Source organism: Coriobacteriaceae bacterium (assembly GCA_025993015.1).
Classification (GTDB): domain Bacteria; phylum Actinomycetota; class Coriobacteriia; order Coriobacteriales; family Coriobacteriaceae; genus Collinsella.
In genome coordinates, this window is sequence record DAJPFV010000001.1 from 2,309,146 (window position 1) to 2,322,883 (window position 13,738).

14 protein-coding genes are annotated in these 13,738 nt (G+C 68.5%); all 14 read right to left on the bottom strand.

The genetic code is table 11. The annotated features are described in order from the left end of the window. Positions 1–135: 135 nt before the first annotated feature. Genes cobK through OIL77_10200 form a run of 14 tightly spaced genes read right to left on the bottom strand, consistent with a single transcriptional unit; the run spans position 136 to position 13,732 of the window. Entirely contained in the window at positions 136–909 is a 774-nt protein-coding gene (cobK, locus tag OIL77_10135; protein HJI45755.1) for a precorrin-6A reductase, read from the bottom strand. Further along, positions 906–1,547: a precorrin-8X methylmutase gene (locus OIL77_10140; GenBank protein HJI45756.1), complete on the bottom strand. Its 642-nt coding sequence runs from the start codon at positions 1,545–1,547 to the stop codon at positions 906–908. Before OIL77_10140 ends, cobK begins: the two co-directional genes overlap by 4 nt. Continuing rightward, positions 1,548–2,063 (bottom strand): cob(I)yrinic acid a,c-diamide adenosyltransferase, encoded by a 516-nt coding sequence (locus tag OIL77_10145; GenBank protein ID HJI45757.1) that lies wholly within the window; start codon positions 2,061–2,063, stop codon positions 1,548–1,550. Further along, positions 2,060–3,559 (bottom strand): cobyric acid synthase, encoded by a 1,500-nt coding sequence (locus OIL77_10150; GenBank protein ID HJI45758.1) that lies wholly within the window; start codon positions 3,557–3,559, stop codon positions 2,060–2,062. The genes OIL77_10145 and OIL77_10150 overlap by 4 nt, the downstream gene beginning before the upstream one ends. Beyond that, on the bottom strand, positions 3,552–4,775 hold the full coding sequence (locus OIL77_10155) for an aminotransferase class I/II-fold pyridoxal phosphate-dependent enzyme (protein HJI45759.1): 1,224 nt from the start codon (positions 4,773–4,775) through the stop codon (positions 3,552–3,554). Before OIL77_10155 ends, OIL77_10150 begins: the two co-directional genes overlap by 8 nt. Further along, a complete protein-coding gene (cbiB, locus tag OIL77_10160) occupies positions 4,772–5,746 on the bottom strand; it encodes an adenosylcobinamide-phosphate synthase CbiB (protein ID HJI45760.1) in 975 nt (324 codons plus the stop codon). Before cbiB ends, OIL77_10155 begins: the two co-directional genes overlap by 4 nt. After that, positions 5,746–6,747 carry a bifunctional adenosylcobinamide kinase/adenosylcobinamide-phosphate guanylyltransferase gene (locus OIL77_10165; GenBank protein ID HJI45761.1) on the bottom strand — a complete coding sequence of 334 codons (1,002 nt, stop codon included), beginning with the start codon at positions 6,745–6,747 and terminating at the stop codon, positions 5,746–5,748. Before OIL77_10165 ends, cbiB begins: the two co-directional genes overlap by 1 nt. After that, positions 6,744–7,511: an adenosylcobinamide-GDP ribazoletransferase gene (gene cobS, locus OIL77_10170; protein ID HJI45762.1), complete on the bottom strand. Its 768-nt coding sequence runs from the start codon at positions 7,509–7,511 to the stop codon at positions 6,744–6,746. The genes OIL77_10165 and cobS overlap by 4 nt, the downstream gene beginning before the upstream one ends. After that, complete coding sequence (locus OIL77_10175; protein HJI45763.1) at positions 7,508–8,056, bottom strand: bifunctional adenosylcobinamide kinase/adenosylcobinamide-phosphate guanylyltransferase; 549 nt, start codon at positions 8,054–8,056, stop codon at positions 7,508–7,510. Before OIL77_10175 ends, cobS begins: the two co-directional genes overlap by 4 nt. Then, complete coding sequence (locus tag OIL77_10180) at positions 8,053–9,195, bottom strand: nicotinate-nucleotide--dimethylbenzimidazole phosphoribosyltransferase (protein ID HJI45764.1); 1,143 nt, start codon at positions 9,193–9,195, stop codon at positions 8,053–8,055. Before OIL77_10180 ends, OIL77_10175 begins: the two co-directional genes overlap by 4 nt. Continuing rightward, positions 9,188–10,570 carry a cobyrinate a,c-diamide synthase gene (locus OIL77_10185; GenBank protein HJI45765.1) on the bottom strand — a complete coding sequence of 461 codons (1,383 nt, stop codon included), beginning with the start codon at positions 10,568–10,570 and terminating at the stop codon, positions 9,188–9,190. The genes OIL77_10180 and OIL77_10185 overlap by 8 nt, the downstream gene beginning before the upstream one ends. Then, positions 10,567–11,916 (bottom strand): precorrin-6y C5,15-methyltransferase (decarboxylating) subunit CbiE, encoded by a 1,350-nt coding sequence (gene cbiE / locus OIL77_10190; GenBank protein HJI45766.1) that lies wholly within the window; start codon positions 11,914–11,916, stop codon positions 10,567–10,569. The genes OIL77_10185 and cbiE overlap by 4 nt, the downstream gene beginning before the upstream one ends. After that, positions 11,904–12,647, bottom strand: a complete 744-nt coding sequence (gene cobJ, locus OIL77_10195) for a precorrin-3B C(17)-methyltransferase (GenBank protein ID HJI45767.1) — start codon at positions 12,645–12,647, stop codon at positions 11,904–11,906. Before cobJ ends, cbiE begins: the two co-directional genes overlap by 13 nt. Then, positions 12,647–13,732 carry a cobalamin biosynthesis protein gene (locus OIL77_10200; GenBank protein ID HJI45768.1) on the bottom strand — a complete coding sequence of 362 codons (1,086 nt, stop codon included), beginning with the start codon at positions 13,730–13,732 and terminating at the stop codon, positions 12,647–12,649. Before OIL77_10200 ends, cobJ begins: the two co-directional genes overlap by 1 nt. Positions 13,733–13,738: the final 6 nt, after the last annotated feature.

Below are 13,738 nucleotides of genomic sequence, written 5' to 3' on the forward strand. Positions count from 1 at the left end.
AACTTATTTAAGGGCTGCTTGCGCCAGTTCCGGGCGTCCTCCTCGAGCTATTGGCGGATGACGGTCTTGTACGGCTCGAGCTTGCTCGGGGCGCTCCTCCTCGCGGGCGGGAGGACGCGCAGGCGCGGCGAGCGCCTAGCGCGCGAACTCCCGTAAGAGTGCGTCTTCCACTTCCCGAAGCGAAAGGCCCCCGTCTCCCTCGGCGGGACGGGTGACCACGATGCAGCGCGCTCCCACGTCGCGCGCGGCGGCAAGCTTCTCGGCCGTGCCGCCTACGGTTCCCGAGTCCTTGGTCACAAGCCACTGGGCTCCCACCTGCCGAAGCATCGCCTCGTTGAGCTCGCGGGTGAAGGGCCCCTGCATGCCGATGACGTGCGACGGCGAAAACCCCGCGTCGATGCACTTCGTTATAGCACCGGGCAGCGGGAGCACACGCACGAAGAAGCGCTCCGAGAAATCGGCGACGCGCGTATAGGGAGCAAGCTCCTTGCTCCCCGTCGTGAGAAGCGCGCGACCCGGGTTCTCGGAGAGAAAGCGCGCCGCGCAGGCGATCGACGCGACCGACACGACGCCTTTGGGCAGCGCCTCGGCCGCACGCGCAAGGCGCAGACATCGTACACCCACGGCAAGCGAAGCGGCCCGGATGTTGCCGCTGGCGAGCGTAGCGAAGGGGTGCGTGGCGTCGACGACGATGCGCGCGCCGGAAAGCTCGCGCTCCATGTCGGCCTCGTCGAGCCTGCTCGCATGCACCTCGATGCCCGGAAGCTCGCCCAAAAGCTCGCCTCCGTACTCGGTTGCCGCGTAGGCACGGGCGGGGATGCCCGCCCCGCTCGCCCATTCGCACAGAAGGCGGCCCTCGGTGGTGCCGGCGAAGATGCGCAGCGCCGGCGCAGATGCGGGCGCCGTCACTTCGGGCCGCCTGGGCGCGTGATCTGGTAGAGCAGCGCGTTCATAATGGCGGCCGCCACGGTCGAACCACCCTTGCGACCCCTCGCGACGATGGCCGGCGCGCGTCGCGCGAGTAGCTCCTCTTTCGCCTCGACCACGTTCACAAACCCGACCGGCACCCCAACGACGAGCGCGGGCGCGATCTTCCCCTCGTCCATGAGCTCGGCGAGGCGCAGAAGTGCTGTGGGAGCGTTGCCGACGGCCACGATGAGCGGACCCTCGATGCCGCAAGCTTTGTCCATGCTCGCAACGGCGCGAGTCGTGCCCGCGGCGCGCGCAGCCACGGCGACATCAGGGTCGGCCATGTAGCACACGGCCTTGCAGCCGAGCTTCGCGAGCGCAGGCTTGCTTATGCCTGCGAGCGCCATGTTCGTATCGGTGAGCACCGTGGCCCCTGCGCGCAGTGCGTCGAGCGCACAGTGCGCGGCGTCATGAGTGAAAACGAGGGAATCGGCGTACGAGAAGTCGGCAGTGGTGTGGATGACGCGCTTCACGACGGGTTCTTCGAGCGGCGGGAACGTGCGGCCGCCGAGCTCTTCGGTGATGATCTCGAAGCTGCGCCGCTCGATGTCGCCGGGCGCCATCTCCTTGGAATCCATCTAGTACTCCACTCCTTCCCTTGCACATATCCCCTGCTCGTAGGGGTGTTTCTCGCACCGCATCTCGGTTATGTAGTCGGCCTTCTCCACGATCTTGCGGGAAGGCGCGCGCCCGGTGAGCGCTACTTCGACGCCGCGCGCGGACATATCGAGCGCGCGGTCCACGAGCGCCTCGTCGACAAGCCCCTTCGAAAGCGCATCGAGCGCCTCGTCGAGCACGAGCAGCCCCTCCTGCGCGCCCTCGAGCTCGGCAAGCGCGGAAGCGAGGTTCCCATCGTGCAGCTCGCACGTAGCGGCAAGTTCTTCCGACGACATCGACCAGGTAAACTTGTCCGACACCTTCCCCGCGAACACGGGCACGCCGAAATGCTCGGCGAGCAGGCGCGCCTCCCCGCTTTCGCCGTCTTTCAGGAACTGCACGACGACGACGCGGCGGCCTGCGGCGAGCATGCGAAGGGCGAGGCCCATCGCCGCCGTGGTCTTGCCTTTGCCGTCGCCATGATACACGTGAATCATACGCCCTCCTCGATAATGCGGTAGACATACTCCATGTCGAGCGCTCCGCGCACGACGTCGGCCAGGCGGTCGAACTCGCGCGCACGGTGATCGGCCGCGGACGCCGCGCCCGCAGCACCCACGACGCTCTCGGGCAGGCCGCGCATGCGCGCGAGCGAGCGCGCGAGGGCGAGCGCCACCCCCGGTTCGTCGAACAGGCCGTGGAGATAGGTTCCGAACACGTTTCCGCAGGCCGCGCCTTCTGGTTTGCCGCCAATCGTGCCCGCAGGGGCGCAGGAGACGGTCGTTTCGCCGTCGTGAATCTCGTACCCACGCGCCGTCATGCCGTTCCACACCGAGAACGCGCCTTGGGCGCCCGTGATGCGCAGCTCCGACTGGGCGAGGCGCTTTTCCTCCTTGAACACCGTACTTGCAGGGATGAGCCCGAGCCCGCGCGCGGTGCCAGCGCCTTCCCTGCCGTGCGGGTCCGAAAGCTCGTCTCCCAAAAGCTGGTAGCCTCCGCATATGCCGAGCACCGGCGTGCCCGCGCCCGAAAGCGCGCGTACACAGGCTCCGATGCCGCTAGCCGCAAGCCAGCGCGCGTCGTCGACCGTGGACTTCGAGCCGGGAAGCACCACCAGGTCGGGTCGGCCCAGATCGGTCGTCGAGGAAACGTAGCGCACGCCCATGCCGGGCACGCGCGAAAGCGGGTCGAAGTCGGTGAAGTTCGACAGATGCGGAAGGCGCACGACGGCGACGTCGATGACGCCGCGCGCCTCGCGGGCAGTTAGGCGCGGCGCGAGCGAGTCCTCGTCGTCCAGGTCGAGCGTAAGATACGGCACGACCCCCACGACGGGAACCCCGCACATTTTCTCGAGCGGAGCCAAACCCGGACGCAGGATTTCCACATCGCCGCGGAACTTGTTCACCATAAGCCCCCGCAAAAGCGCGCGGTCCTCGGGCGCAAGGAGCGCGACCGTGCCGTAGAGCTGGGCAAACACCCCGCCTGGGTCGATGTCGCCCGCGAGCAGCACGGGGGAGGACACGGCGCGCGCGAGCCCCATGTTGACGATGTCGTTTTCGGCAAGGTTGATTTCGACGGGACTGCCGGCGCCCTCGATGACGATGACGTCGTTTTCCTCCGCGAGCGAATCGAACGCCTCCAAAATCTGCGGCATGAGCGCCTTCTTTCGCGCGAAGTAGTCCCTCGCAGCGAAGGCTCCCTGCGCCTTGCCGGCCACGATGAGCTGGCTTCGGTGATCGCTTTCGGGCTTGAGCAGGATGGGGTTCATGCGCACGTCGGGCGCGATGCCGCACGCCTCGGCCTGCATGATCTGAGCGCGCCCCATCTCGAGCCCGTCGGCCGTGACACCGCTGTTGAGCGCCATGTTCTGGCTCTTGAAGGGAGCCACGCGCAGGCCGTCCTGCGAAAGCACACGGCACAGCCCCGCCGCAAGCAGGCTCTTCCCCGCGTTCGACATGGTGCCCTGGATCATGATGGGCTTCGCCCTACCCACGGGTATCGACCTCCTTCGCCGAGCCTCGGCCATCCGCGCCCGCCATAGCGCCGCTGCAAGAAGCGCCGCCCCGTTCGTCGGGTTCGCCTTCGCCCGATGCGCCTTCCGCCCGAAGCGCGCGGCTGAACGCCATCGCAAGCCGGGCATTCTCCTTGTGCGTGCGCACGGCGACGCGGCACCAGAAACGGGACAGTATCGAAAACGAGTCGCACGTGCGGACCAAAAGCCCCTGTTTATACAGGCGCTCGGGGATGTCTTTCGCCGGCGTGCGGACTAAAAGGAAGTTCGCATCCGACGGCACGACGGAAAGCCCGAGCGAGGAGAGCTCGTGGGAAAGCCACGCTCGCTCGCCCGCCAATACATCGCGCGTGCGCGAGACGTATTCGACGTCTTCCAGGGCGGCGATGCCCGCGGCCTCGGCGACCGAGGAGACGGGCCACGCCTGCCCCGCCCGACGAATCCCCTCGATGAGTTGGGCGTTTCCGCTGATCAGATACCCCAACCGCAACCCTGCCATTCCGTAGAGCTTGGTGAACGCGGAGAGCACGGCCACATGGTGCGAACACGCGGCGCGTGCGGCCACGCTCCTTTCGCGGGCGTCGGGCGCAAATCCGAGGAAGCACTCGTCCACGACGAGCAGCGCGCCCACCTGCTCGCAGCGGCAAGCCGCGGCATCGATCACGCGGGGGTCGACGAGGCGCCCCGTCGGGTTGTTCGGATTGCAGAGGTACGCCACGTCTCCCGGCCCCTCGATCGCGCGGGCGAAGGAGGCGGGCACGTCGAAGTCATCCGCCTCGGAGAGCGGGAACTCCTGCACGCATGCACCGTAGTACGATGCCGCCTCCGCATATTCAGAGAACGTCGGCGCGCACACGACGATGCGTTTCGGGCGCACCGCCGCGGCGAGCCGCCAGATGATGTCAGACGCGCCCGCGCCGCAGACGATAGTATCTTCGGGAATGCCCTGGGCGCGCCCTAGGGCGCGAACGAGTGCGAGGCTTTCCCTATCGGGGTAGGCGTCGATTCGAGAAAGCGCCTTGCAAGCTGCGGCGACGGCGCGCGGCGAGGGGCCTGCCGGATTCACGTTCACCGAGAAGTCAATGAGGTCGGAGGCGCCCCCCTCGCAAGCGATGCCGAGCGATTGCGAGCTGCCCCCATGCGTACGGGCGCGCAGGATTCCCCCGGCAGCCTGGGGCGCGGCGTGGTCTTCCCTCATGCCATCGCCCCCACGGCGAGCACGACCGCCGCGCGCGCGGCGCCGAAGACGACGAGCGCGCATACGGACGCGGCGAGCATGAGCCTTGTCGCCCGTGCGATGTCGCCCCACTCGATTTCGCGGGACGCGTCGCCTATCGTCGGTTTCTCAACGAGCTTGCCGAAATACACCGCGGGTCCCGCCAGGCGCAGCCCGAGCGCGCCCGCGCACGCTGACTCGGTCTGCGCCGAGTTGGGGCTCGCATGGCGACGCCTGTCGCGGCGCCAGATGCGCGCCGCCCCGCGCGCGTCGAGCCCGACGATCGGGCACACGGCGATCATGAGCAGGGCCGATAAGCGCGAGGGAATCCAGTTCACCGCATCGTCGAGGCGCGCCGAGGCGCAGCCGAAGTCGATGTAGCGCTCATTTTTGTAGCCCACCATGCTGTCGAGCGTGTTCACCGCCTTGTACGCCATGCCCAAGGGCGCACCCCCGATCATAAGGTAGAAAAGCGGCGCGATGACGCCGTCGCTCGCGTTCTCCGCCACCGTTTCCACGGCGGCGCGCGCAACGCCCTGCTCGTCGAGAACAGACGTGTCGCGTCCCACGATGAGCCCGACGGCTTCGCGAGCCGCGACAAGGCCGCCCTTCGAGAACGCGCGGGCCACGGCCAGGCTCTGGCGGCGAAGCTCGCATGCCGCGAGAATCTGATAGCTTGCCCATGCCTCGGCCACGAAGCGCAAGCCGGAGTGAACCATGCCGCAAAGATGCAGGATTCCCAAGGTCAAAAGCCCACACGCAAGCGGAAGCGCCACGGCGAGCACAAGCCCTGCGGCGCGCGTGCCCGCGGACGTTTGCGGGAATGCGCCCCGCAGGCGGCCTTCGGCCCACGTGATCGCGCGCCCCATGGCGACGACGGGATGGGGAAGCCAGCGCGGGTCGCCGAAGGCAAGGTCGGCCGCTAACCCGGCGGCGACGGCAAGAATCGTCATCACCGGGCATCGCCCCCCGAAGCGGGCCGAACGTCGCGAAGGCAGCGCCCATCCCAGGTGGCGGCCCATGCACCACCCGGCTCGGTATGCACGTCGAAGTATCCCATTTTCGGGACAGCTAGCTCGGAGAGCAGCGCTTTCACGGTACCCGCGTGAACGACGAAGACGGCGCGCCCACTCCCCTGGGCGCGCTCCGATTCGCACGCCTCCCGAAACGCCGCGACGACGCGGCGGGTGAAATCGCTCTTGCCCTCGCCATGCGGGCAGCGCGTCTCACACCAGGAGTCTACCCAGGCGCGGTAACGCGCATCCTCTTTAAGTTCGGCGGCGCTTCGCCCCTCGAAGTCGCCGAAATCTATCTCGCGCAGACCGGGGCACGCCATCAGCTCCGCGTTCGGGAAGAGAATGCGTGCCGTCTGGTCGGAGCGGGCCATGCCGCTCGTGATAACACGGAACACGTCACGATCGCACGCGAGGTCGCGCAAAGCGCGCTCGCCCGCGCTCGACAGGGGCTCGTCGGTGCCCGCCCCGCTGTAGCGATGGTCTTCCGTGCCCGCCGTGGCACCATGGCGCACGAAGATGACTTCCAAAGGCGCGCCCGCGCCCAGCGTCCCTCGAGGCGCATCGGCAAGGTTTCCTTTGATGACCTGGGGAATCCCGCACGTCATGCGCACGACGACGTCGGCGCGCGCAGCGAGCGCGCATCCCAGGCGCCCCGCGCGCTCGCGCCATTGGGCGTCTTCCGCACGCATAGGGACGACCCCCGAGCCGACCAAGGTCAGAATCACTGCGTCGAAGCCAATCAGCCGCTCGAGCGCCCGGTCAGCGTCGAGCGTGCGTACGAGTTCCTCAGCACGGTACGCGACACGGCCGGCAAAAACCGCGGGCACGACGCCCTCCGCAAGCTGCGCCGCGTCGACGAAATCGTCCGCCGCGAACCCGAGCTTTTCGCGCACGAAGGTCCTCTTCCCCGAATGCGCGCCACCTACCACGAGCATCATAGGAGCATGCCCCCCGCCACCAGCATGGCAAGCATCGCGAGCTCGGCCCATTGCAGAAACCATCCGGCCAAATCCCCCGTCACCCCGCCGAAGCGGGACAGGGCAACATGGCGATACCACGCGAGCGCCAAAAGCCCCGCCACCGCCATAAGGGCGCCGACGGCCCGAGCGCACGCGACCATCCCTGCAGCCGAAGCCGCAGCGAAAGCGCAAAGCGGCACGACGATCGCCGCGCGCTTCTTCGAAGGCGAGAGTCCCGCGGCCATGCCGTCCGCCCGCGCGGCAGGCCAGCATTCTACGGCGAGCCCCGAAAGCGCGCGGGAGAACACGAGCGAGCACAGAAGCGCGAGGAACGCCCCCGCCGTAAGCGGCAGCGCGGTGAACAGGGAAAACTGCAGAATAAGGTACACGACAACACCGATGACCCCGAAGGCGCCCGCCCGCGGGTCGTGCATGATCTCGAGCTTTCGCTCGCGCGGGGCCCAACTTGCAAGCGCATCGGAGGTGTCGCAGAGCCCGTCTAGGTGGATGCCACCCGTCACCGCCACAGGCAGCGCCACGAGCACGGCCGCGACGATGGTCGCGGGCACGACAAGCAGGTTAGCCACGTACCCCCACGCCGTCATGAGGAAACCTTCCGCAAGGCCCACCAGGGGAAACGCGGCAAGCGCATGGGTTGACCCGAAATCGGTCCAGGCCGATTTCGGGACGGGGATGCGCGAGAACGTTCCGAACGCCGCGCCGATTGCCTCTGCTATCTTCACCTTGTAGGTCCTTCGCCTTTCATCCACACGGGAATCCCGCATACCACTTCGACTGCGCGGTCGGCCATCGCCGTCACGCCCTCGTTCACGCGCGCGAGCGCGCGCCTCCACGCCTCGGTCCCCTCATCGTAGCGCATCCCATCGGCGAACACGTCGACGGTGACCACCACCGTATGCACAGCGGCCTGAGCGAGCCGTTCGATGCCTCCGAGCACCTCGCGCGCCGCAGCGTCGGGGTCACGTGGGGGCAAGCCGCCTTCCGGGAAGAGCTCGTTCGCAACCAGGTTGCCCACGTCCTCCAAAAGAAGCGTGCAGCCGCGCGGAAGCCCGGGCACTGCGGCGCCCACGTCACGCGTGCGCTCGAGGGTGGAAAACCCCTTGCCCTCGCGCAGCGCCCGATGGCGCGCGATGCGGCGGGCGCCCTCTTCCCCGAAGGGCTCCATCGTTGCCAGGTACACGCGGGGCCCGTCGTGCCCGAGGCACAGGGACTCGGCGTAGGCGCTCTTGCCGCTCGCGGCGGCGCCGATAACGAGCGTCACCGTCATTTCCAGGCCTCGAAATGCTCGTAAGCAGCCATGCCGGTCGCCGTGAACGTCTTCCCATCCCGGTACACGCGCAGCGCCGAATCCAGAAGGGGCAGATACGCCATGGCGCCCGCGCCCTCGCCCAAGTGCATGCCTGCGTCGAGGGGTGCCTTTATGCCGAGCTCGCGAAGGAGCTCCTGGCTTGCGGGTTCACTTGATGCGTGGGTGCCCACGAGGTAGCCCAAGGCGTTGGAGCACAGGCGCGCCGCGCACAGGGCCGCCGTGCAGGATACTACCCCGTCGAGGAGCGCCGGAGCCTTCGAGGCCGCGGCCCCCAGGTAGAAGCCGCACATCGCCGCGATGTCGAAGCCGCCCACCTTCGAGAGCACGTCGATCGGGTCGGCGGGATCGGGCGAGTTCGCGTCGATAGCGCGCTCGACCACGTCGCGCTTGCGCGCGAGTGAGGCGTCCGAGAGCCCCGCGCCGCGCCCGACGAGGCTCCGCGCGTCCGCCCGGAGGAGCACTGCGGCCACCGCCGCCGAGGTGGTCGTGTTGCCGATGCCCATCTCGCCCGCGACGAGAAGGCGCACGTCGGCGCGGGCAAGCCCGCACGCGACGGCGATTCCGACCTCGATTGCGCGCACGGCCCCATCGCGAGACATAGCGGCGCCGTGCGCGATGTTGTCGCTCCCCCGCCGCACGTTCGCGCGCACCATGCGCGCGTCTTCTATGCCCCGGGCCATACCCACGTCGACGGGCACGACCTCGGCACCCGCGAACGCCGCCATGCGGCAGGCACTCGTGGCCCCCTCGCACATGTTGCGCGCGACGGCTCGCGTCACGTCTTGCCCGCTTTGCGACACGCCTTCGGCAACGACCCCGTTGTCGGAGAAGAATACCGCGAGTGCACGGGGAAACTCGGCCACCTCGGCGCTCCCCTGAGCCGCGGCGATACACGCGACGGCGTCTTCAAAGTCGCCCAATCCCCGCAAGGGATGCGCGATGGAGTCCCACTCGGCGTACGCGGCGGCGCGGGCGCACTCGTCTGCGGGCGCGATCCGGGAGAGCGCGGCTTCGAGCACGGCGCCCGGCGCCGACGAGAACGCGCGCTCGACTTCCTCGCGGATGCAGGCCAACGCGGTTTCGGTTGCTTCAGCCATGCCGTCTCCTCTCTGCGAACGACGCTGCGGCAGACGCGAACGTGCGCGCAACGTCGGGGTTCGCAGGATAGTACACATGCGGGAAGCCCGCAACCAGGGACGGGGTGGTCGTCATGCACGGCCAGCCCTTGTCGCGCCGGGGCTTCTGCGCCCAGAAGTCGCCGCCCGGGCAGGTGGACTGCCAGTAGTGGAACTCGTGCGCGCGGATGCGTGTGCCGCGCGGCCCGTAGAGCCCGTCGCGTTGGGAAGTGAGCTCCACGTACCCGAAATGGGACAGCCTTCCCCCGTTCTCGCTTGCGCCTTCAAGGGCGCCCGCAACAGGCCAGCGCCGCCCCTCGCTATCGGCGATTTCACGCTGCAGGTACAGAAACCCACCGCATTCGGCGACCGTCGGCATGCCGGATTCCACCGCGCGCCGCACCGCCTCGCGCATAGGCGCGTTCTCGGAGAGCTGCCGCGCATGGAGCTCCGGGTAGCCGCCTCCCAGATAGAGGGCGCTTGTCCCCCGGGGCAACTCACTATCACACAAGGGGCTGAAAAAGGCCAGCTCGCAACCCAGGTCCTCGAGCGCGCGCAGGTTCTCCTCGTAGTAGAACGAGAACGCCTCGTCACGGGCGACGGCGACGATGGGCCGCGCTCCCGCGATCGGCTCCAACCGGTAAGGTTCCTCGCGGATATCGGGTGCCGTCGCCGCTGTTTCGAGCAAGCGGTCGACGTCGACGGTCTTTTCCACCAGCTCGGCCATCTTGTCGATGCGCGCGGAGAGCTGCTCGACCTCGTCGGCGGTCACAAGCCCCAGATGCCGGCTTTCGAGCGAGAACGCCTCGTCGGCGGGGATATTCCCCAAAACCGCGACGCCCGTGTGCTTCTCGATCGCAGGCGCCGCGTAGGCGCAGGCAGCGGCGCTCGTCTTGTTCAACACGACGCCGCGCACGTTCGCACAAGGCAGGAACTCGGCGATGCCGCGGATTACGGCGGCGAGCGATAAAGACGCCCCGCGCCCGTTCACCACTAAAACGACCGGCGTTTCCGTGTCGCGCGCAACCTGGTAGCTGCTCGCGTCGGCCACGCCGGGCGCCATGCCGTCGTAGAAGCCCATGACCCCCTCGAGCACCGCGACATCCGCACTCGCGGCGCCGCGTGCGAGCAGGGCGCGCAGCGTCGGGGCGTCGGTGAAGAAGCCGTCTAAGTTGCCCGAGCGCGCACCCACGACGCGACGATGAAAGAGCGGGTCAATGTAGTCGGGGCCGCATTTGAAGGCCGCGCATGCAAGGCCGCGGCGTGCGAGCGCGCGCAGGAGCGCGCACGTAACGACCGTCTTGCCGCTCCCGCTCGAGGGCGCAGCGACCATGAAGCGCGGGATGGTCGTGCTCACCGGGCGCCGCCTTCCCCACCTGCACCACGCGCGCTGACGAGGAACACGGGGTTTTGCGCCTTCATAAGATGGTGCGAGCCTACAGCCTCGGCGCGGGCGGCCGACACCTGGCACGCCTCGAACCCCTTAAAGCGCGAACCCGAGAGGAGCGCGCACGCCTCGGTGAGCGTCTCAACGGTGACGCATGGCACACACAGGCGAACCTGCGAGTTTTTCTCGAGCGCCGCCTCCACGATGGAGGGAAGCTCACCCGCGCTCCCGCCGACGAACACGGCGTCGGGGACGGGCAGTTTCGCGAGCGCTTCGGGGGCGACACCGGGGACCGCATGCACGTTGCCGCAGCCGAATGCATCCGCGTTCTCTCGGATGAGCCGCACGCCGGCCGCGTTGCGCTCGACCGCCCATACCGACCCCACTCGCGCGACGAGCGCCGCCTCGATCGACACGCTCCCCGTGCCGGCGCCGACGTCCCACACGGTGTCGGTCGCGGTAAGGCGCAGCTTCGCGAGCGCGACGGCGCGCACCTCCTGCTTGGTCATGGGAACGTCGCCGCGGATGAAGAGCTCGTCGGGAATGCCCGAGGAAGCGTACGGCCAGCGGGAGCTCGCGGCGCGGGATGCGCCCGCAGAGTCCGCCGCGGAAGAAGCCGCCGTGGGCGCAGACGCACCGGCAGGCGCCTCAGAGGCTACGCTAGAGCCCGCGGGCGAGCCGGCGCCGCCTGCGAACTCGATAAGCATCACGTTCAAGTCGTCGAACGTCTGACCTGCAATTTCACTTGCGGTCGCGCAGGTGATGCGCTCCTCGGGGTACGACAGGCGCTCGGCCACCGTCACGCGCGCGTCCCCGAAGCCCGCATGCACAAGCTCACCCGAAAGCCGCGAGGGGTCTTCCCCGCCCGACGTGACGAGGAAGAGTTCACCTGCGCGCTCGGCCTCGGCCACGATGTCGCACGCCACGCCGTGAGCGCTCGCGAAGCGCCAATCCTGCCATGGACGCGCGAGGCGCGCGGCGAGATACGACGCTGAGCTTATGCCGGGAATGACGCGCACGTCCACCTGCGCGTCGCCGGAGAGCGCCTCCACCAGGCGGCGCGCGCCACTGAACAGCCCCACATCGCCCGTCATCACGACCACGGCGCGCTGCCACGACGCCGCATCGGTGAGCGCGGCGACGATGTCCGCCGTCTTCACGAGCTCGCATCTCACCACGTCGGGCGGCACGTCGATGCCGGCAAGCGCGCGATGAGCGCCGATGACCACATCGGCGATGTCGATCGCGTCGAGCGCCGCGCGCGAGAGCAAGTCGGGGTTTCCGGGCCCCGCCCCGATTATCGTTACCTTTCGCATGGAATCTCCCGATACCCGCGCGGCGTGACCATACGGCCGCCTACGCGCTTCGTGTCCGCGTTGCCGACGAACACGGTGGTGAACATGTCGGCGTCGAGCTCCCCCAGCTCGGAGAGCCTGCACATGCCCGACTGCTGCCCCTCGCGCCCGATGTTGCGTACCCAGCCGCAGAGCGTGTCGGGGGCCTTCCATTCGAGCATAATCTTCGCCGCGCGCGAGAGCCTGTCGGCGCGCTTTCTGCTGCGCGGGTTGTACAAACAGATGCAGAAGTCGGCGCTCGCCACGGCGGCGAGCCTGCGCTCGATGACCTCCCACGGCGTGAGCAGGTCGGAGAGCGACACGACCGCGAAGTCGTGGGCAAGCGGGGCGCCGAGCACCGCCGACCCGCTCTGAGCCGCGGTGGCCCCGGAGATAACTTCCACGTCTACATCGGGGTAGTCCTCCGCAAGCTCCAGCACGGGGCTCGCCATGCCGTAAACGCCCGCGTCACCGCTGCACACGAGCGCCACGGCTTCTCCGCTCTGCGCGCGCGAAAGCGCCAGACGGCACCGTTCGACCTCGTGCATCATCGGCGTCGCGAGATGCGCCGCGTCGGGCACGGCGGCAAGCGCGAGCTCCACGTATTTCGTGTACCCAACAACGATGTCGGCCGCCTCGAGCGCGCGCCGAGCCGCAATCGTCATGCCGTCGGGGCCGCCCGGGCCGATCCCCACCACGAAGAGCTTTCCCATCACCGCTCCTTAAACGAAAGTTCGATAGATACTTTGGAAAACGCGACGGTCACGCCGCCGTGAGCGAGCTTCGGGAAGATAAGTTTGCCCCCGCCCGCGAGCGCCGCGCGCTCGCACACATTGTCGACCCCCACCGTCGCGCGCACGAAATCAGATGGCGAAACGCTGCCTTCGACCTGCGACAACTCCTCTGCGGAATACGTCGCAAGCGGGATATTGCGCGCGCGGCAGAAGGCGAGCAGACCCTCCTCGTGCGCCTTCACGTCGATCGTCGCCGCCTCGCGCACGGCCAAAGGCGAGATGCCCGCCTGCCCGCACGCGAGAAGAAACGCCTCCCCGATCGCTTCGGCGCACGCACCGCGACGGCACCCTATGCCCGCAACGATACAGGGCACGACAAGGCGAAGCGGCTCGGGCGCAGGCGCCTGCACCCGCATGCCCGCCGGCATCCCCGTCTCACCGGCGGGCACGACCTCGTCCGTTGTCTCCGCCGCGCGAACGAACGCGCCTGCATTCGCGCCAGCGAACGGCGACACGACGATATCGGCCCGAGCGCGGTCGGACGCAATGTCTACCCCCTCAGGCGGCTGTCCCGAAATCGGCATGTCGGAATAGAGTGCCACGCGCCCGCCCGAAAGCAGCCGCGCCGACACTCGCTTGATGGCCTCGGGATTCGAAACGGCGAGCCCCGCACAGCGCGCCCACGTATCCACCGCCCACACGCCGCGGACGTCGGTCGCCGTGGTGATGACGGGGATGGCCCCTACCGCGCGGGCCACAGTTTGCGCAAGCTCGTTCGCACCGCCCAAATGCCCCGACAAAAGCGGGACGGCAAAGCGCCCCGCCTCGTCAATCACCACAACCGCGGAATCGGTTGCCTTCGAAGCGACATGCGGCGCGATCGCCCGCACGGCGATGCCCGCCGCGCCCACGAACAGAAGCGCGTCCGACGCTTCCCACGCGAGCGCCGTCCATGCGCGCAGGTCGGCCTTCCCCTCGCCGAACCCGCGCGAAACGGAAACGTCCCAGCCAGGGTCGTCTTCACCTGTCTGTGCGCAATCGGAAAGCGCGTGTGCGGTGCGCACCGCCAA

Coding starts and splice junctions, on each gene's coding strand:
- OIL77_10140 (HJI45756.1), bottom strand. CDS start 1,547: ATGGATTCCAAGGAGATGGCGCCCGGCGACATCGAGCGGCGCAGCTTC.
- OIL77_10145 (HJI45757.1), bottom strand. CDS start 2,063: ATGATTCACGTGTATCATGGCGACGGCAAAGGCAAGACCACGGCGGCG.
- OIL77_10155 (HJI45759.1), bottom strand. CDS start 4,775: ATGAGGGAAGACCACGCCGCGCCCCAGGCTGCCGGGGGAATCCTGCGC.
- cbiB (HJI45760.1), bottom strand. CDS start 5,746: ATGACGATTCTTGCCGTCGCCGCCGGGTTAGCGGCCGACCTTGCCTTC.
- OIL77_10165 (HJI45761.1), bottom strand. CDS start 6,747: ATGATGCTCGTGGTAGGTGGCGCGCATTCGGGGAAGAGGACCTTCGTG.
- OIL77_10175 (HJI45763.1), bottom strand. CDS start 8,056: ATGACGGTGACGCTCGTTATCGGCGCCGCCGCGAGCGGCAAGAGCGCC.
- OIL77_10180 (HJI45764.1), bottom strand. CDS start 9,195: ATGGCTGAAGCAACCGAAACCGCGTTGGCCTGCATCCGCGAGGAAGTC.
- cbiE (HJI45766.1), bottom strand. CDS start 11,916: ATGCGAAAGGTAACGATAATCGGGGCGGGGCCCGGAAACCCCGACTTG.
- cobJ (HJI45767.1), bottom strand. CDS start 12,647: ATGGGAAAGCTCTTCGTGGTGGGGATCGGCCCGGGCGGCCCCGACGGC.